Consider the following 19,329-nt stretch of genomic DNA (forward strand, 5'->3'; position numbering starts at 1 on the left):
CTATCTTATGAAAAACGAATCGTCTATTTGGCTTTTTTTGAGGAAAATGAGGACGCCGTTAATCGTCCTCAACATTGCGCATGCCTTACCTGTAATACTCCTCACCCTTGTTCCTGGAACAGGAATAAACGGGCAACCTCTCTATCTGAGTTTTTTCGACGCGATGTACATTGTCGGATATACCGCTACGACTATCGGTTTTGGTGAGATTCCCTACACGTTCAGCTATCCACAGCGTATCGTCGTTTTGATGACGATCTACGCAACAGTTCCCGCTTGGCTTTATGCTCTGGGATCGATTATCGCACTGGTACAGGAAAAAACATTCATCTATGCTCTCAAAATGAACGCCTTTCGCCGTAAAGTACACCATTTGGGACAAGATTTTATTATTGTCTGCGGATATACTGATGCAGGAAAGCTTTTGATCGACAGACTGAACAAAGACAACCTCTATCGTATTATCGTTATTGATAAAAGCATTGAAAAAATCGAAGCACTTCAAAGCGAACTCTATCTCCCCTCCATTCCTGCATTGGTCGCCGATGCTTCGATGACGGAGGTTCTAAAATCTTCAGGAATAGAGTCACCGCATTGTAAATATCTCGTTACCCTTTTTGATGACGATCAGCTCAATCTGAAAATCTCTGTACGTGCACGTATTCTCAACCAAAAACTTCGTATCATTGCGCGTTCGGGAATCAAACAAGGTGGAGAGAATCTCACAAACATTGGTGTTGACCATGTCATCGATGCGTTTTCGATTATCGCCAAACGGATCGATTTCGCTCTCCGGTCTCCCTATCTGTTCAATCTCCTTAGTTGGGTACAAGGTGGAAATCTGCACGTCAGTAAAAGCGATATTCTCCCAATGGGAAAATACATCGTTTGCAGTAAAGGACGCTTTGGTAAAACGCTGCAAAACACCCTCGATAACAATAAAATCGAATATACCTATCTCGATATCAACAAAGATACCCATGAAAAAGTCTCTTCAGATCAAGAGTTCTTTATCCAAGCAGGGATCATGGACGCGGCGTGTATCATTGCCGGTACAAATGACGATGCGATCAACCTTTCGATTGTCGCGACGGCACGCAGTCTCAATCCCAATATTTTTGTCATTGTTCGTGAAAATGAACTCGAAGAGCGAAGTTTATTCAGCCACTTGCGGGTTGATAAAATCTTTATTCTTGATCAGATTGCTGCATTAGACGGATACAACTATATCGATCGGCCGATGACCTTTAAATTCATCGATGAGATTTCCAAGTTCAACAAAGAGATGTACATCGATACCTTGTTAATGATCACTAAAAAAGTGAACAAGCGCCCTGCTCTCATTCAAATGACGATCGACGAACATCATATGTATGCCCTCAGCCGATATTTGAGTGAAGATTCCGTAACGCTTGGTCAGATTTTGAACAATCCGTATCGTGATGGAATCGATTTGGAGATCTTTGTCCTTGGGCTAGAGAGAGAAAACGGAGAATTTATATTGCTTCCGGATGAGACAACATTGCTTTCTCCGAACGATCATATCTTGTTTGCATCCACACGCCCGAGTCTCCATCGCTTCGAGACGATCGTCAACCATTACTATGAACTCTACTATGTCATACACGGGGTAGAAGCGCGAAGAGTCAAACTCCCTTTTCTTAGCTAAATACTGACACGATCTTCAAGCGCTTTGGTGAGTGAGAGTATATCGACGTTCTCGAGACTCACCCCGGTCGGAACCCCCTGGGCAATACGGCTAAAACGGACATCGCAATCGATCAATTTATCCTCAATATAGAGCATTACCCCTTGATTGGCTATCGAGGGTGTCAATGCAAAAATCACTTCTTTGATACCGCTTTGTATGATTCCTCGCAGATGTGTGATATCCAGTTCCTCGATCGAATCGAGGACAAAATAGCGTCCGTCAAAAAGAGCATTCTCTTCAAATGTGAGAATATCTTTGGCATTTTCTACAATACACAAAATTTGGTGATTGCGATGTTCATCGCTGCATATCGAGCAAAGTTCATCTTCGCTCAATCCTCCGCACGAGCGGCATTTTTTGAGACTGGTGATCGCACTTTCTATCGCATGAGCAAGCTTTAGTGCACCGAAACTGTCATGCATCACCATGTGATATGCCAAACGAGTGGCAGATTTTTGTCCTATTGCAGGGAGCTGTTGAAGAGCATCAACAAGGCGATTAAATTTTTCTAGGGATCGTTTCATAACCGATATTGTAGCAAAGGTCGTACCATAAATACTTTAGTCTTAACGGCTCAATTAAGCTAACACTCTTTTTCACATGGTATAATGGCAAAAAAATTATGTTTTTGGAGTTAAGACGTGGAAGAATTGAGCTATTATGAGATTTTAGAGGTAACCAAAACCGCCAACGGTGACGAAATTAAAAAAGCGTACCGAAAAATGGCAAAACTCTATCATCCTGATCGCAATCCTGACGATCCGAGCGCAGAACATAAATTCAAACTCTGCAATGAAGCGTACCAAGTTCTCAGCGATGATCAACAACGTGCTATCTATGATCGTTACGGAAAAGAAGGCCTCCAAGGCGGCGGTGGACGTCGCTCAAGCGGGGGGTTTGATGATCTTGGAAGTATTTTTGAAGAGATGTTTAGCGGTTTTGCAGGCGGAGGACGAAGACAATCACGTGGACAAAGCGATAAATTCCCTCTTGATATGAGTGTGGAGATGCGTATCAGCTTCAAAGAAGCGGTATTCGGATGCGAAAAAGAGGTCACCTTTTCCACAAAAAATTCATGTAAAACATGTAAAGGTACGGGCGCAAAAGACGGAAAAGTTACCACCTGTAGCCAATGTGGCGGAAAAGGACAAGTTTATGTTCGTCAAGGATTTATGACGTTTTCCCAAACCTGTCCGGCATGTCACGGTGAGGGGACGATGGCAAGTGATAAATGTTCTGATTGTAAAGGCAAAAGCTATACAGAGAGCAAAGAGAGTGTCACCATCAAAGTTCCAGCCGGAATCGACACCGGAAACAGACTACGCGTATCCGGACGAGGAAATACGGGAAAAAGCGGTGTTCGAGGAGATATGTACGTCACATTTGAGGTAGAAGAAGATAGCCATTTTATCCGAAACGGCAATGATATTTATCTCGAAGTGCCGGTGTTTTTTACCCAAGCGGTATTAGGTGAAAATATCACAATCCCCTCTTTGAACGGAGAATTGACTTTGGAACTCGAAACAGGAACCAAAGATACGCAGCAATACCGTTTTAGAGGCGAAGGTATTGCCGATGTTCACGGACGCGGCAAAGGTGATTTGGTTGCTCAAATTCGTCTTACCTACCCAAATCGTCTCAACTCAGAACAAGAAGAGCTATTGCAAAAACTCCAAGAGAGTTTCGGTATTGAATCAAAACCTCACGAAAGTTTGTTCGAATCGGCATTCGAACGTGTTAAGGGATGGTTTAAATAACCACTCCCTTTAACATTAAATTCTACCCCTATTTTCTTTCGCCCCCGTGTGCCTCATGTCCTCCGATCTCTATCGTATAGTTTACTATCACTTCGTGAAGTGTTTTTTGATTGTTTGCAATATATTTTGAATGATCTTGATTGTATTGCAATCGGAATCGAGAAGATTCAAATGGTTTGTATTCCAGTTTCGCACTTGTGCGGTTCAAATGTTCTATAGAGGTCAATGGATCGGTTGTCTCATTTTTATATATCTCATCGTATCGGACTCCCATTGCCCAGTGATCGTTAAACTGATAGAGTAGCTCACTGTAGTATCCAGCTTGTTTTTCGACTCCTGCGGCGGTATCCTTGTTACGCTGTATCCACTCGTTCTGCCATGTCAATGCACCGTATCCATCTAAAGGATACTCAAATGTCACATCGGCACCATAGAGACGTGTTTGCCCATAATCACTAAAACTATCAGGGATCAGATTGCCAGAGCCGTCTATGTTTTGAATTTCTGATTTGCCTTGCGCGTAACTAATCCCTGACGAGAGTTTCCCCTCTCCTATTTCACTACCGATTTTGAGATAGCCGACTGCGGTTGATGCAGATTCTTTGGCGCTAAATCCTTGATTTGGATTGCCGTTGAAGAGTTCAATACCGCTCATCAGATAAAACGGTGTCGGCGCCGTCCACTGTAGTTGTGCCCCCTCGCCTCCTAAGCCGTCAATCCCAAACAAAGCGAAGTTTATGAGTTCTTTATCCTCAAAATTCCATGTGTGATGGTGCTGTTCATTGGATTTTCCAAAGGCGCTTTTCAATTTCCCGGCTTTAAACCCAAAGCCATGTTCAAGTGCTCTTGTGATTATGTAGGCCTCTTCAATTTCCAATGTACCATCCCCGTGAATATGGAAAATAGCGCTTGCTTCCAATGCAGGATCAATATCTGCACTCAGACCAACATCGGCATAGTTAAAATTAAAGCCGTTTTTTGCGTTAAAAGGAATCTCCATGTTTCCCGCATCTATGAAGCCGGGAATAGATCCGTTTGAATAGTTGTAATTACTGATATTTCGTGAGGTATACCCACCATTTAAAACTAATTCGATTTCAGGGACATGAGTTAATGAACTCTCAGCTGATGTAACAGGTTGAGCCGATTCAACTTTACTCGCTTCTTCTTTGAAGCTTTGTTTTTCCAGCACTTTAATCTGCTGCTGCATTTCGTATAACTGCTGCTGCAATTGTGCCATTTGCTTTTTTAGCTGTTCAACCTCGTACTCACTTGAGAATAATGCAGTGGTACATACGAGGGAGAGTACGGTTTTTTTTACCATAATATCTCCAATAGAAATTTAAAATTGATAAGAAGTAATAGATAGAAAAGCGATTAGGAGAGAGGCGGAGCCCGTGCATTAATACACGAATAGACAATATCTTCGGGATTGGTAAACTCAGGGAGGATAATCGAATCGTATTGCACCGGCTCAACCAAGCGAGATACTGCAACAGGGATATCCGCTCCGCTCATGGAGTCATGCGCATAACATTTGACACAATGGCTATGTTCATTCAAATCATGGTGTACGTGAGTATTGGCAATACTCATGGAGGCCATAAACCATAATAAAAATACGAAATGGAACCGATTCTTTTTCATTGGAGTAATTATATCTCGCGTTGTTTAAAGGGAAAGAGTTATAAAAGAGGTAAAACTCGCCGAATACTTCGGCGAGAATCAAGGATTATTTCATAGAACGTTTCGGATAAGCCATTGCGATCACAATAGCGATAACGGCATACGTCCACGGTACAAAATCCGGAACCGGAACCGGGTCGCCTTTCGCATACGAGTGCATCCCTGCTAGATAATAGTTGACCCCAAAGTAGGTCATCAATACGGAAGTAAACGCCAACAACGATACAACGCTGTAAATGTATTCCGTATAGGCCCCTTTGATAAAGCGCAAATGCAGCACAACAGCATACACCAAAATAGTTACAAGCGCCCATGTCTCTTTCGGGTCCCATCCCCAATAGCGTCCCCAGCTCTCATTCGCCCATACACCACCGAGGAAATTTCCGATCGTCAAAAGAACCAATCCGATCAATAAACTCATTTCATTAATAGCGTTGAGTTCTTTGATAGCGTTATTCAACCGTGCCGAATTGTCGGGCTTTTTGAGGAAAAAGATAACAAGCGTAATCATTCCAAGTAACGCTCCAAGCCCTAAGAACCCGTAACTGGCCGTAATCATGGCAACGTGGATTGTCAGCCAATACGATTGGAGCACCGGAACGAGGTTTGTCACCTGCGGATCCATCCAATTCAGATGCGCTACAAAAAGAATCAATCCGGTCATAATCGCGGTTGCCGCCATCGTCATAACAGAGCGGCTAGAGAAGATAAACCCGGCAAGCACACTTGCCCAACCGATATAAATCATCGACTCATAACCGTTTGACCACGGTGCATGTCCGGCAATATACCAGCGCATGATGAGTCCGATCGTATGTGCCGCAAAGAACAATACTAAAAGTGAGAAGGAGACCTTACTGATCCACTCTGCACGAACCGCCGGTTTGATGATTTTGATAAATGATAAAATGAGTAATGTAAACCCGACGACAAAATAAAGCGGCCATAGCTGTTCAAAGATGTTCGCTTTGTTATAGAAAATCTCAATTTTGCTCTTCATATCGTTCGGATAGACACTCGCCCCGACAAAACGTTGATATTTATCAATACGGGCCAACGCTTCATCCGCTTTTTTCCAGTCACCGCTTTTCATAGATTCATCGATCGATCCAAAATAGCCAACGGCCAACAGACGTACAATCTCGGATTCTTTCGGTGTCAAAGTTTGGAGCGCTTCAATAGTAGCATCCCATTTGTGATTCTTATCATTTGGTTTTGGCCAGATTCGTATTAACGATCCGGTATAAACCATATAGGCTACGTTTACACGCTCATCGACTTGGAGCAAAGCTTTATCCAATTTATCCCGTTTCCCCGGAGCTTTACGATTGGCTTCATCCACAAGTTGTGCGAGTTTATACCCTGCAAGTTCATCTGGAGCTTGGAAAAATTGTGAAAATGCCGCCGTTTTTGAATCTTCAGGCAAACCGATCAATTTGTTGATCTCTTTGTCTCCCGTACGGATGATTGCGATTTCGCGCCAAGCATCCGGTCGAAGCATCATTCCCAATACAACTTGGTTCGATGTAAGCCCCAAAAAGGTATCGCTACGATTCAGTTTGGCTAAAATCTCGCGGGAAAGGGTATCGAGAGGTTTCATGCGCCCACTGGTATCTTGAACGATCAAGTGACCGAATTTTTCGGCATGCGCTTTATCAAACGATTTCGCGGCTTGTATCACCGGATTTTGTTCATCCGAAGCAATCGCGTTTGTCGTCAAGGTGCTCATTGCGAGTGCGATGATGAAAAGAGCTGCCGTACTTTCAGATTTCATGGATTGTAATTTTTGGCTCAATGCATTGAAACGTCCATTTTTTACCATCAACACACCAAACATTCCGATAGCAAGCAACAAATAACCGATATAAGTAATTATCGTTCCAGGATCACGATTCACCGAAAGCACTGTCCCCATTTCATCTTGATCAAACGAAGATTGAAAGAATCGGTACCCCTCATAGTCCAAGATATGATTCATATAAATCCTAAAATCGAATTTTTCCTGATTGGCAGGATCTTCTACGCTCACTTCACTTGCATACGATGCAGGAGACATGGATCCAGGATAGCGTTCAAGCTGGAAGTCCCGCAAGGCAATAGAAAACGGTAATTTACGTTCTATCGATCCATAACTTGCTTGGATCGTAGTGTCTCCCAAATGAATGGTTTTAGGTTCACCTACTTCACCCGGTGAACCCAAGAGTACTTCGGTTGCTTTTTTGTCTTTGTTCTCGAAACTGAGTGTCAAAGCATCATGTCCGTTTTGCTGCATCATAGGACCTTTTTTCCCATTTTCTGCACCAGAAACCAGTTGCATAGTTGCCTTCGGGGTAAAGCCGCGCATTACAAATCCGCTTTGCTGAGTTTGGAAAAGAATTCTATTTTCCATCTTGTGTTTTCCACTACCCAAAGCAGAAGGTTGTTGCGTATCCATACTAAGAGTGGTCAATGCAACCGGAGTATTGATAAATGGAGTCTCTCCCTCTACGCTGAGTGCGATAACAGGTTTATCAAACGTTTTGTTCGAGTCAAAATCGATAACGATGTCATTGGCTTCAATAAATTCACCGTGTTTCAGCGTAATTTGTTGTGCACCCATCGCACCCGTAACCATAAGATTAAAAATCGGTTGACCTTTAGGATCTGCAACAGCTTCGTAACGGGCATCACCCATATAAGAATCAAGATTGACTTTGATCTTCTCTCCATCCACAGCTAATTCCCGTTCAAAGATATTGCCTGAGCGTTTTGAAAGGTACAATGGCTCTTTGAAGCTATATTTTTTGTCGTTTTTGACGACATCGAACGCTATGTAGGGTTCTGAACTGACCAAAACATCACTGCTTTCGCCTTCTCGGATATGCATAGTACCCTCATATCCGGCATATCGGGTAACGGCAGCTCCCGCAAGAATAATTAGAAAAGCGGCATGAAATATAAAAACAAGCCATTTTGCTTTTCGTGCCATTTTGAAATTGATGATGTTAAGTGTCAAATTGATTGCCAACAAAGCCAACAAAATTTCAAACCAACGTGCATTGTAGACATCGGCTTTAGCAGTCATAGAACCGTAATCATTTTCGATAAATGTCGCGTAGCCTATAGCTACGGCAAACACAAGCATAAGCACAGCCATGGTTTTCATGGAGCTTACTAGAGATAGAACTTTGTTCATGGTCAACCTAATATGAAAAATATTGCGTATTGTAGTGGGTCTTGGGTAAATATTTGTTAATTAAAAATTAATACTTATACACCCTCAAGGAGCATTGCTTCGGCGACTCGTTTAAACGCTGCGATGTTGGCTCCGTCTACAAAATTGCGCTCTACACCGTACTCTTTTGCCGTCAGTGCAACGCGCTTATAAATTTGACGCATCAATTCATCCAGTTTACGATCCACTTTGTCAAAATCCCATTTCTCCATAGAAGCGTTTTGGGACATTTCAAATTCACTGACCGCGACACCTCCGGCATTGGAAGCTTTACCCGGTGCAAAAAGGATACCTTCTTGCTGCAGCAATTCGATCGCATCAGGCAACGTTGGCATATTCGCCCCTTCTACAACGGCAACACATCCGTTTTGAATCAATTTTTGCGCATCTGAAAATGTTAGCTCATTTTGTGTCGCGCACGGAAATGCCGCGAAACATGGGATCTGCCATACAGCGTGAGCATTCTCCGGATACTCAGTTTTTGGCGTATAAACAGCCTCTAAGACCCATTGCGTATATTCACTGAGCGATCGTCGTCGTCCACTCTCTTTGAGCTCACGGACTATCGAAAGATTGATCCCTTTTGGATCATATACCGTACCGTCACTGTCACTGCATGTCACCACAATTGCACCGAGCTGTTGCAATTTTTCTATCGTATGTATAGCAACATTTCCGGCACCGCTTACGGTACACACTTTTCCCTCTAACGATTCTTGCAGCTCTTGAAACAACATCTCTCTGGCAAAATAGACCGCACCGTATCCTGTTGCTTGAGGACGCATTAACGATCCACCGAATGCATAGGGTTTTCCGCTGAGGACTCCGTCATAGTTTCTGGTAATATGTTTATATTCTCCGAACAAATACCCGATCTCACGGCTTCCTACACCGATGTCTCCAGCAGGAACATCAACCCGTGCACCGATATAGGGATGAAGCTCTCGCATAAATGCGTGACAAAACTTCATAATCTCAAAATCGCTTTTTCCTTTCGGATCAAAATCACTTCCCCCTTTTGCTCCGCCAAGCGGTAAACCGGTGAGAGAATTTTTGAAAATCTGCTCAAATGCTAAAAACTTCAGCACCCCAGTCGTTACGCTCGGATGAAAACGAAGCCCCCCTTTGTAAGGTCCCAAGGCATTATTAAACTGTATACGGTATCCGTTATTGATTCGGACACGGTTTTGATCATCCAGCCACTGTACTTTGAACTGAATGATCCGATCAGGAGTAACAAGACGCTCTAATATCGCAAACTGTTCATAGCGCGGATCGCTTTTGATTATCGGTTCCAATGAGCTGAGGACTTCACTCACCGCTTGTAAAAATGTATTATCCGTTGCGCAGTTCGATTTTTCGAGGTTGGCTAAAATTTTTTCGACCATACTCATCTCCTCTATTAATGTTTTTGATGATCAGATAAAAAATCTACGATGGTATCAAAGTGACGTTCAATCTCTTTGAACCCGTGGTCACCGCCCTCTTCTATTATCATTTTGGATTTGGACAATTTTGCTACCGCTTCGGCATAGTCCAATACTTCATCACCACTCTGTACCATCAATAGAGCGTTTTCTCCCTGATACGTCTCAACATCATAGCGTTTTAGCATATCCAAATGCTTGATTGTCCATTCATAGGTACTCTGATCATAAAAATTAGGTGAATTGCCAAGGGCTCGTTGGAGTGTTTTGTATGAATAGATGGCAGGGTTGATTAATACACACGGCAAAGTGTATTTGTGTGAAAGGTACATCGTATAATACCCTCCCAACGAAGAACCGATCAACGAGACCTTTCCAAAAGCTTGAAACGCTTCAATAAGCTCTTCGAGCGTTTGAATCGCCAAATCAGGAATCGTCGATAGAGAGGGGGCAATGAATGGAATATTGTTCGTCTTACAGTAATTGCGAAGTGCTATCGCTTTTGAACCGTTACCATGACTTCCAAATCCGTGAGTGTAGATAATCATCATTGCCTCTTTCGTGTTATTTTAATTCACCCCAGTGATTGCCTATATGCATCGAGGTTTTGAGCGGAATACGGAGTTTCATAACATTTTCCATCACCCCGACGAAACGGCGTGCGTATTCTTCCGCTACATCCGCATCCACCTCAAAAATCAGTTCATCGTGGATTTGTAGCAGCATTTTGGCACGGAGATTTTCGGTGCGGATCATCGTATCGATGGCGTTCATCGAGAGCTTGATGAGATCACTGGCAGAGCCTTGAAATACGGTGTTGACCGATTCACGCTCGTATGCGGCTTTGAGCATCGGAGTGGCAGAGGCGAAATCGAAATAGCGACGACGATGCAAAAGTGTCTCGACGTATCCCATCTCTTTAGCTTGCTCGACAATACCGCTGAAATATCCTTTCACACTCGGGAAGGTCTCAAAATAGCGTTCGATAATCTCTTTGGCCTCTTTGGTTGTAATGCCCAGCGTGTCAGAGAGTTTTTTCTGTCCCATACCGTACAAGAGACCAAAATTGACCGTTTTTGCAATATTACGCTTGCTTGCTGCCTCTTCTTGACCAAAGAGCGCCATTGCTGTTTGCATGTGGATATCATGCCCCTCGTTGAAGGCATTGACCAGCACACTGTCATTACTGAAATGGGCAAGGAGACGAAGCTCGATTTGCGAATAGTCGATCCCGATTAGTTTTTTACCTGCAGGAGCCACGAACGCTTCTCGAATACGCATCCCCAATGCCGTTTTGACGGGAATATTTTGGAGGTTAGGATTTTTAGAGCTGAGTCGTCCCGTTGCCGTACCTGTTTGAACAAACGAGGTGTAGATACGGCTATCAGAATCATTTTGCGCCAGTGCGATCAACGGTTCGATGTAGGTGGAGTAGAGCTTGTGGTATTCACGGTACTGCAACAGCATCGGAATCATTGGATGCTCATTTTTAAGCCCTTCCAACACCTGCTCATCCGTGCTGTAACCTGTTTTGGTCTTTTTACCGTGAGGGAGTCCTAGCGTTTCAAACAACACAACTCCGAGCTGTTTGGGTGAATTGAGATTGAATACCGTGCCGCACGCATTATGAATCTGTTCGCTCAACGTAGCGATTTCATGCGCAACCTCTTTTTTAAACGTCTCCAAAACCGACGTGTCGACGGCAATCCCCTCTTTCTCCATCCCCAGCAACGTCAACGTAAAAGGAAACTCGACGTTAAACGCCTCATCAAGCGCTTCCTGTCCACCTTTGAGGAGAAGTTGTTCGCGAAGCACTTCGTAGAGGCGATAGGTGATATAGGCATCCTCTCCCGCATACTTACACGCATCTTCGATCGCTACGGAAGCAAAATTTTCCCCTTTTTTAACCGTATCTTTAAAATGGATCATCTCGTGGTGCAACAGATTTTGGGAAAGGTTATCCATCGAAAGTGAGCGGGCAGAATCGGTGAGCCACGCAAGCACCATCGTATCGGCATGAATGTTCAAACATTCAACGCCCAAAAAGCGGGTGACGAAATGGAGATCGAATTTGATATTATGTCCGATGACTCGACGCTCAAAAATCGCCTTGATCGCTTGTTTTGCGGTGTCAATCGATACTTGATCCCCTACTCCGAGATAACTATGCATCATCGGCACATAATATCCTGTTTTTCCATCACTGCTAAAACTAAAACCGACCAAGTGATCTTTTGTCGGATCAAGCCCTGTTGTTTCGGTATCGAATGCAACCATCACATCATGAGGAAGTGCTTGAATAACATTCATAAGCGCTTCATCAGTATCAAGAAGTGTACTACACCCCTCACTACTTTCACACACCGGTATTTCTACTTTTTCAGTTTTTAACGGAACACTAGAGGATTGCGACTCTTCAAACAATGCTTTTGCTTTGATAGTACGCAACACGGCGTTCATTTCATAATGGACCAGATCGTCATAAATCGGCAAAAATGGGTTTTCAAAGTGCATTGCAAATTCAGAAAAATCGAGATTTTCAAAAAGATCATTTTTGAGACGTACCAATTCACGTGAACGAAATGCATCGTCTCGATACGTTTCAAGCAAACCTTTAATCCGAACAGGCGTCACCTCGTCGATTCGCTCATACAGCGCATCAAGCGTGCCGAATTGGCTTAACAGTTTTTGCGCCGTCACTTTTCCGATCCCCTTGACACCGGGAACATTATCAGCAGTATCGCCTATGAGGGACTGATAATCGATAAATTGGCGCGGGTGAACACCGTATTTCTCTTCACAATGACGTTCATTCATCACTTTTTTGCTGATAGCATCGACTAACACAACACGATCATCATCGATCAATTGATACAGATCTTTATCATGCGAAACGACACGTACCAAAAACCCATGTTCACGTGCGGCGCGAACAACCGAAGCGATCATATCATCCGCTTCATATCCGCTCATGGAGAGCGATTTGTATCCCATTTTGTCAATCCATTCGATGGCGATAGGGAGTTGCATAATAAGCTCTTCGGGTGCGGGAGAACGGTTTGCTTTATAGTTGGGATCAATCTCTGCACGAAAGCTTGGACCTTTGGCATCCAAAGCAAAAATCAGATAGTCACTGCTGTGATCTTTGTGCAACGAAGCGATGAAGTTTATAAAACCTGTCAACAGTCCGGTAGGGAACCCCTGTTTGTTTTTCAAAGGGGGAAGCGCATAAAAGGAACGGAAAAAAAATCCGAATGTATCGATAATGGTTATAGTAGGCTGAGACATAAACCCCCTTCTAGGCGTTTATTTTTTCAAGGATTGAGTTGATCGCACCTTGCAATTTCGCAGTATCATATCCTGCTTCTTCCGCTTTTTTAAGTCCGAAAGCAAGTCCGTGCTCTCCAAACGGGTTATTGATCGGAATGATGGTTTTGATAATATTTAACGCGGTAGCGTATTCTCGGATCTCTTCAGGGGCACTGCTAGGAGAATCGGAGTATTGAATCATATCGATAAACTCTTTGTCAAAATTCCAATGGGTAAAAATCGCAGCAGTTACTGCCGCAGTCGTCTCTTGGATATAGGAACGTTCAACACTTGCAATATCGATTGCGGAAATGATGTCCGCTTTAAAATTGGTCGCTAAATCCTCTTGGATAACATCACTGGCGATAATAATTTTGCCGGTTTCTTGCAAAAATGTGGCCAAAAACAATTTGTCCGCTTTGACACGATCAATTTTACTGTACCATTCGTGTACGAGTGCTGCTTGCATGGATGATATCTCAGCAAAACGATCCGAACTGATTCCATAAGGTTCCATGTCTACATTGAGGAGTTTACGAACCGAATTCCCCAATCCGATAGAGCGGGTCATACTCATACCAAAAAGTGATACAGCCTGCGCTACGTTTAAAATTTCACGTCGAAAGCTGTACAGAGGGGAATTTGCCGCTTTCAGCAAATTTGCCACGATCATAGGATCGGTTTCTACTGTTTTCACCAAATCTTGAATTGAAGAGTTAGGATCATTGCACACCCGCTGCATATCAATAACGGTTTTCGGCAGCGGTGGTAGAGATTTAATACTGTTTACAATTGAATTCTTCATGAAATGGTGATCCTCTAAATTAAACAATGGCAGTTATTATAGCCTATTTAATTCAAGAGATAAATATTTTCCGGTAAAGCTTCCCGTTTTCTCCCAATCTCTAGCCACACTTTCAGGATCTCCTTCAGCAACGAGCAATCCGCCACCGCTTCCACCTTCAGGGCCCATATCGATGATATAATCCGCATTTTTGATCATATCAAGATTGTGTTCGATGACCAATACGGAGTTACCCAATTCAACAAAATTGTGCAGCACTTTGGTCAAACGGTTGACATCATCAAAATGCAATCCTGTTGTCGGTTCATCGAGAATATAAAGGGTATTACCCGTATCGCGGCGGCTTAATTCCTTAGCAAGCTTGATACGCTGCGCCTCACCGCCCGAGAGCGTTACGGCGTTTTGTCCCAGAGTGATATAATCAAGCCCAACATCGCTCAATGTTTGCAGAATCGTTTTGATTTTCGGAATCGGTGCAAAAAACTCAAGCGCTTCTCCGACCGACATATTCAAAACATCAGAGATATTTTTCCCTTTGTATTCGACCTGCAAGGTTTGCAAATTGTAGCGGCTTCCGTGACATGCATCACATTTGACCATAATATCGGGCAAAAAGTGCATCTCGATTTTGATCTCCCCTTCCCCTTGGCACTTTTCGCATCGTCCACCTTTGACGTTGAAACTAAACCGTGATGCCGTATAGCCTCGGATTTGTGCTTCTTTGGTTTTGGTAAAGAGGTTACGAATCTCATCCATTACCCCCGTATAGGTCGCAGGATTGGATCGTGGTGTTCTTCCGATCGGGCTTTGATCGAGATAAATAACTTTATCCAGACTCTCCAACCCATGAACTTCTACCCCTGCTACACGATTGATTTTACGGGCATGATTAAGTATTTCGCGTGTCACTGGCAATAAGGTCTGAAGAATCAAAGAACTCTTTCCGCTACCGCTAACCCCCGTTACACACACAAAATTATGCAATGGTATTTTTACCGACAAATCATTAATATTATTTAATGTAACACTATTGACGCTAATCCACTCTTTTTGAGGACGACGATAAAAATACTCGATTTTTTTGCGTCCGGAGAGATAATCCGCCGTCAACGTATTCGAGCGTTTCATCTCTTCCAACGTTCCTGAGAAAACCACATTTCCTCCGAATTTTCCGGCTCCAGGTCCTATATCAACGATGTAGTCGGCATGCTCAATCGTCTCTTTATCGTGTTCAACGACAATAACGGTATTCCCTTTTTCCTGCAATGAGCGAAGGGTACGGATCAGTTTTAGAGTATCCCGTTCATGCAGACCGATACTCGGTTCATCCAAAACATACATGACGCCGGTCAACCCGCTACCGATCTGTGATGCAATACGGATACGCTGTGCTTCACCGCCGCTGATCGTACGTGCATCACGGCTCAGAGATAAATATCCCAATCCCACATCAAACAAGAAGAAAAGGCGTTCTCGAATTTCGTTCAAAATCGGGGTGGCAATCATGGTATTTTGGTCGCTCAAATACTCGAATGTTTTCGGATCGGCAAACCATGCATATGAATCTTTGAGCGGCATTGTTATGACGTCTCCAATCCCTTTTTCTGCAACCCTTACCGCGAGCGATTCTCTCTTCAATCGATGTGAATTACAAACATTACACGATTTTTCCGACATATAATCCGCTAAATCTTTTTCATCTTTGAAAATATCATAGGCGATACGGACAATCCCCGGCCATACACGTCGAATCGGATGGTCTTGCCATTTGAATTCCACTTCATTAACACTGCCGTGGAGAATCGCTTTTTTCTGATACTCTTCGAGCGCGTAGAACGGTACGGTGATATCGATCCCTTCTGTTGCACAAAATGCTTTTAAGAACGTAAAATAGTACCCCTTGTTAAATCCATAGACGATCTTGATTGCCCCTTTCTCTATCGGGAGCTCGGAATCGATTATTTTGTCATAGTCAAGCGCATAGCGTATCCCCAAACCGTCACACTCAGAACAAGCACCTTTGGGGGAGTTGAACGAAAACGAAAGCGGTTCCAAGGGATCAAAACTCACTTTACAATCAAAACAGGCACTGTGTTCGCTGTAATGGATCAATTTTTCATTGAGCCCCACCTCTTCGTTGTTTTGAATCTCAATCTCCACTTCGCCATATGACTCTTTGAGCGCTTTTTCAACGTCCTGAGCTACACGGTCATGGTTGTCATCTTTGATAATGAGCCGATCGATAACCACTTTGATCGTATGTTTTTTGGTTTTTGCAAGCTCAATCTCTTCATCCAAACGGACCATGACTCCATCAATCATGGCACGAACGTACCCTTTGTGGCGCAATGACTCGAGTATATCGGTGAATGAACCTTTTTTCTCACGTACCAAAGGTGCCAAGATAACAATCTTCGCACCATCCGGCAACTTTAACACCTGATCGATGATATCTTGAGCCGACATTTTGGAGATTTTTTTACCGCACAGATGACAATGTTGGACTCCAATACGAGCATAGAGCAATCGCAGATAATCGTAAATTTCCGTAATGGTTCCAACGGTAGAGCGGGGATTTTTGGAAGTGGTTTTTTGATCTATCGCAATAGCGGGGGTAAGACCTTCGATTTTGTCGACATCGGGTTTTCCGACACGATCCAAAAATTGACGCGCATACGACGACAGCGATTCGATATAGCGGCGCTGCCCCTCGGCGTAGAGGGTATCAAAAGCCAATGTGGACTTTCCACTACCGCTGATACCGGTACATACCACCAATTTATTTTTTGGAATCTCCAAAGATATATTTTTTAAATTATGCTCTTTTGCACCAATAATTTTAATTTTGTCCATCATCTACCCCATAATTAGTTTGTATGCCGTAATAGCAAAAATAACACTATAAAAAATAACCAAAATCTGTTTATAGCGGGCTACTTTAATCTTATGCAATAACCAGATTCCTCCCACTGTTCCCAGCAGCGAAGCCAAAGCCATTGTCAATCCCGCCTCTAGATTAACGAATCCTAACCACAAAAGGGTAACAAACGCCGAAATAGAAGAAAAAATAACAAAAAAATGACCTACTGCAGAGGCTTTTTTGAGGGGAAATCCCATAAAACTGACCAAAATCGGCGTCATCAATATCGATCCGCCTACCCCTAACATCCCTGAAAATATGCCGACTCCGCTCCCTACCAGAGTATAGAGCGGACGATGCACCACTTCAGAACGTGTCGGAACAGGATTAGAAAACGCCAGTCGAGCAAGGGTGAAAGCGACTATTGATAAAAATAGCCATTCCAAAATACTCGAATGAAGCATTTTGACCAATACTCCTCCAATCATCGCTCCAAGGATTCCGCCAAATCCAAAATATTTGACATCACTGATATTATAAGTTCGATTTTTGTAGTGAAGCCATGCCGCCATTAACGATCCCGCAACCATTTGTGTTACCGAAATTCCGATGGCCTCTTTGATGCCGAATCCTAAATAAAGGAGTATCGGAACACTCACTGTCCCGCCGCCGATCCCAAAGAATCCCGAAAGTGTACCGACGCCGATCCCTAAAAGGGCTAGTTCTATTGTCATCTCTTTTCTTTCATAATTCTTTTCATCCGCGCGATTATACTCCGTTCGCGCTTCAGGAATACCTTGTTAAGTTCAAATAAATTTACGCTATAATCAACACACAATAGATAAAAATAGAGAGTGAGCATGAATGTTACCTATTATTGTTGAAGCCGCAACAAATTTCTGTACTCATCAAATACGTATGCCATACGATCTCTCAATGCCATCATCAAAAAAGAGAACACTTCTTGCTTATATTGATGTTGAAATGACCAACGGCGAGATGCATAGAGCCTATGTAGGGTGTGACGAACATCTCATTCAAACGATCACAAATATTTTTCTGGGTGAAGAAAGCAGCGACGAGGGAACCCTTGTCGACATGCTCTTGGAAACCACCAATATGATTGTAGGAAATGCAAAAGTTCTTGCCGGAGAGTTACACCAAACCCCAATGAGTATTTCAACACCGTTTATTGTTCCGCAAGATAAGATCACTGATCTTCAGATGGATGAAAAACAAAACATAGGTGTTGACGGCGGAGAAATGATGATTGGATTGCAAAGGCTCTAAAATATGGACGAAACAGTGCTAGATTTCCAACAAAACCTTCCTAAAGATCATAGCTTTGATCCAGAAAGAGAACTCTCATGGATGGATTATGACGGCTTGCTTGATATGGAAGTCGAGTTTGTCGCTGATTTGGGACAAACCACCCTATCGCTCGAAGAGATACTCAAACTTGAAAAAGGGTCTGTTATCGATTTGGGAAAACCGGCGGGTGAAAGCGTCGAATCGTATGTCAATAATCGTATTATCGGAAAAGGCGAAGTTATGGTGTACGAAAAAAACTTAGCTATCCGGATCAATGAGGTGCTCGATTCGAGTGCCGTACTTTATTACCTTTCAAAAGAGAGACTATGAGATATTTATTGCCGTTACTTCTTCTCCCAGCATTGCTGTGGGGTGCCAAAATCTTGAGTTATAACGTCTATGATCGAAACGATCGGGTTGATGTGATGCTGACATTCGATACCCCTTATGAGGGAGTTTTGCGTCAAAACCGGATCGGCAATACCTTTACGGTCAAATTGGAACAGGCGTTTATCGAAGATCCGAAAGTAAAAACCATCACTTCCAAATATCTTAATAAACTCTCCATCACGCCAAAAGAAGATCATACGGAAATCACCGCTGAAGTATCGAACGATGTGACAATGCAAGCATCAAAAACATCCGATTCGTACGGACTTCGTTTACGCTTTATGAATCCATCCGCTCCTGCCAATCCTTTTACCGGCGCTGCGAGCGGCGAACAACCCGCAGTCGGTGCACTCCCTACGAAAAAAGGGAACGAGTTTGAGCAAAGTTACTACGTTGTCATCGCGATTTTGGTCATCGGGATTGCGATTTTGTTTTGGCTAAAACAAAACATTGCAAAACGTACTGCGACGATGAGAACCGAACCAAAAACACCATGGCTCTTTGATAAATCATCAACACCTGCACCTGAAACCAAAGCAGCAACCCTCTCCAGTACGATTCCTCTCAGTTCCGATACCGGTGGAATACACATACGATTTCAAAAATCGCTCGATAATTCTCACTCCGTTGCGATGCTCGATTACGGTACCATGAGCTATCTTGTCTTACTCGGAAACAACACGATTTTGCTCGATAAATTTCAAGACAATATCCCTGTTACTCAAAATGATTTTGAGAGCTTGCTGCAATCAAAACATCGCGAACTTGATGGCTATTTTCAACTCGCTCCGGCACAAGATGAAGTATTTGACGCTTATAAAGAGAAGGCATCGGGCGTTTATTAACCGCGCTAATGTTA

General features: G+C 43.3%; 15 protein-coding genes. 5 read left to right on the top strand and 10 right to left on the bottom strand.

Translation table 11 applies throughout. The features are described 5' to 3' along the window. Window positions 1–46: 46 nt before the first annotated feature. Window positions 47–1,669: an NAD-binding protein gene (locus CJD30_RS06280; protein WP_294917497.1), complete on the top strand. Its 1,623-nt coding sequence runs from the start codon at window positions 47–49 to the stop codon at window positions 1,667–1,669. Here CJD30_RS06280 and recR read toward each other — a convergent pair. Further along, window positions 1,666–2,235 (bottom strand): recombination mediator RecR, encoded by a 570-nt coding sequence (recR, locus tag CJD30_RS06285; RefSeq protein ID WP_294917500.1) that lies wholly within the window; start codon window positions 2,233–2,235, stop codon window positions 1,666–1,668. The genes CJD30_RS06280 and recR overlap by 4 nt on opposite strands. Before the next feature lie 117 nt (window positions 2,236–2,352). On the opposite strand from recR, the gene dnaJ reads away from it, so the two are divergent. Next, entirely contained in the window at window positions 2,353–3,468 is a 1,116-nt protein-coding gene (gene dnaJ / locus CJD30_RS06290) for a molecular chaperone DnaJ (RefSeq protein WP_294917502.1), read from the top strand. A 28-nt stretch (window positions 3,469–3,496) separates the two neighbouring features. On the opposite strand, the gene CJD30_RS06295 is transcribed toward dnaJ, so the two are convergent. The 9 genes from CJD30_RS06295 to CJD30_RS06335 all read right to left on the bottom strand — a co-directional run bounded on the left by CJD30_RS06295 (window position 3,497) and on the right by CJD30_RS06335 (window position 17,503). Beyond that, complete coding sequence (locus CJD30_RS06295) at window positions 3,497–4,792, bottom strand: hypothetical protein (RefSeq protein ID WP_294917503.1); 1,296 nt, start codon at window positions 4,790–4,792, stop codon at window positions 3,497–3,499. Window positions 4,793–4,845: 53 nt separating this feature from the next. Then, complete coding sequence (locus CJD30_RS06300; RefSeq protein WP_294917505.1) at window positions 4,846–5,115, bottom strand: hypothetical protein; 270 nt, start codon at window positions 5,113–5,115, stop codon at window positions 4,846–4,848. A gap of 85 nt (window positions 5,116–5,200) precedes the next feature. Further along, entirely contained in the window at window positions 5,201–8,299 is a 3,099-nt protein-coding gene (gene ccsA / locus CJD30_RS06305; RefSeq protein WP_294917507.1) for a cytochrome c biogenesis protein CcsA, read from the bottom strand. A gap of 104 nt (window positions 8,300–8,403) precedes the next feature. Beyond that, window positions 8,404–9,756: an NADP-specific glutamate dehydrogenase gene (gdhA, locus tag CJD30_RS06310; protein ID WP_294917509.1), complete on the bottom strand. Its 1,353-nt coding sequence runs from the start codon at window positions 9,754–9,756 to the stop codon at window positions 8,404–8,406. Window positions 9,757–9,770: 14 nt separating this feature from the next. Continuing rightward, window positions 9,771–10,346, bottom strand: coding sequence for a YqiA/YcfP family alpha/beta fold hydrolase (locus CJD30_RS06315; protein WP_294917510.1), 576 nt, complete (start codon window positions 10,344–10,346; stop codon window positions 9,771–9,773). Between the two features lie 13 nt (window positions 10,347–10,359). Continuing rightward, window positions 10,360–13,083, bottom strand: coding sequence for a DNA polymerase I (gene polA / locus CJD30_RS06320; RefSeq protein WP_294917512.1), 2,724 nt, complete (start codon window positions 13,081–13,083; stop codon window positions 10,360–10,362). A gap of 10 nt (window positions 13,084–13,093) precedes the next feature. Then, window positions 13,094–13,909, bottom strand: a complete 816-nt coding sequence (locus CJD30_RS06325) for an HDOD domain-containing protein (RefSeq protein WP_294917513.1) — start codon at window positions 13,907–13,909, stop codon at window positions 13,094–13,096. Between the two features lie 36 nt (window positions 13,910–13,945). Further along, window positions 13,946–16,765 carry an excinuclease ABC subunit UvrA gene (uvrA, locus tag CJD30_RS06330; protein WP_294917514.1) on the bottom strand — a complete coding sequence of 940 codons (2,820 nt, stop codon included), beginning with the start codon at window positions 16,763–16,765 and terminating at the stop codon, window positions 13,946–13,948. Next, entirely contained in the window at window positions 16,766–17,503 is a 738-nt protein-coding gene (locus tag CJD30_RS06335) for a sulfite exporter TauE/SafE family protein (protein ID WP_294917515.1), read from the bottom strand. 130 nt (window positions 17,504–17,633) lie between these two features. On the opposite strand from CJD30_RS06335, the gene CJD30_RS06340 reads away from it, so the two are divergent. Genes CJD30_RS06340 through CJD30_RS06350 form a run of 3 tightly spaced genes read left to right on the top strand, consistent with a single transcriptional unit; the run spans window position 17,634 to window position 19,315 of the window. After that, window positions 17,634–18,059, top strand: coding sequence for a chemotaxis protein CheX (locus CJD30_RS06340; RefSeq protein ID WP_294917516.1), 426 nt, complete (start codon window positions 17,634–17,636; stop codon window positions 18,057–18,059). A 3-nt stretch (window positions 18,060–18,062) separates the two neighbouring features. Then, complete coding sequence (gene fliN / locus CJD30_RS06345; protein ID WP_294917518.1) at window positions 18,063–18,410, top strand: flagellar motor switch protein FliN; 348 nt, start codon at window positions 18,063–18,065, stop codon at window positions 18,408–18,410. After that, entirely contained in the window at window positions 18,407–19,315 is a 909-nt protein-coding gene (locus CJD30_RS06350; protein ID WP_294917519.1) for a hypothetical protein, read from the top strand. The genes fliN and CJD30_RS06350 overlap by 4 nt, the downstream gene beginning before the upstream one ends. The last annotated feature ends 14 nt before the right edge of the window (window positions 19,316–19,329 follow it).

The sequence above is a fragment of the Sulfuricurvum sp. PD_MW2 genome, from assembly GCF_002633015.1.
In the GTDB taxonomy this organism is placed as follows: domain Bacteria; phylum Campylobacterota; class Campylobacteria; order Campylobacterales; family Sulfurimonadaceae; genus Sulfuricurvum.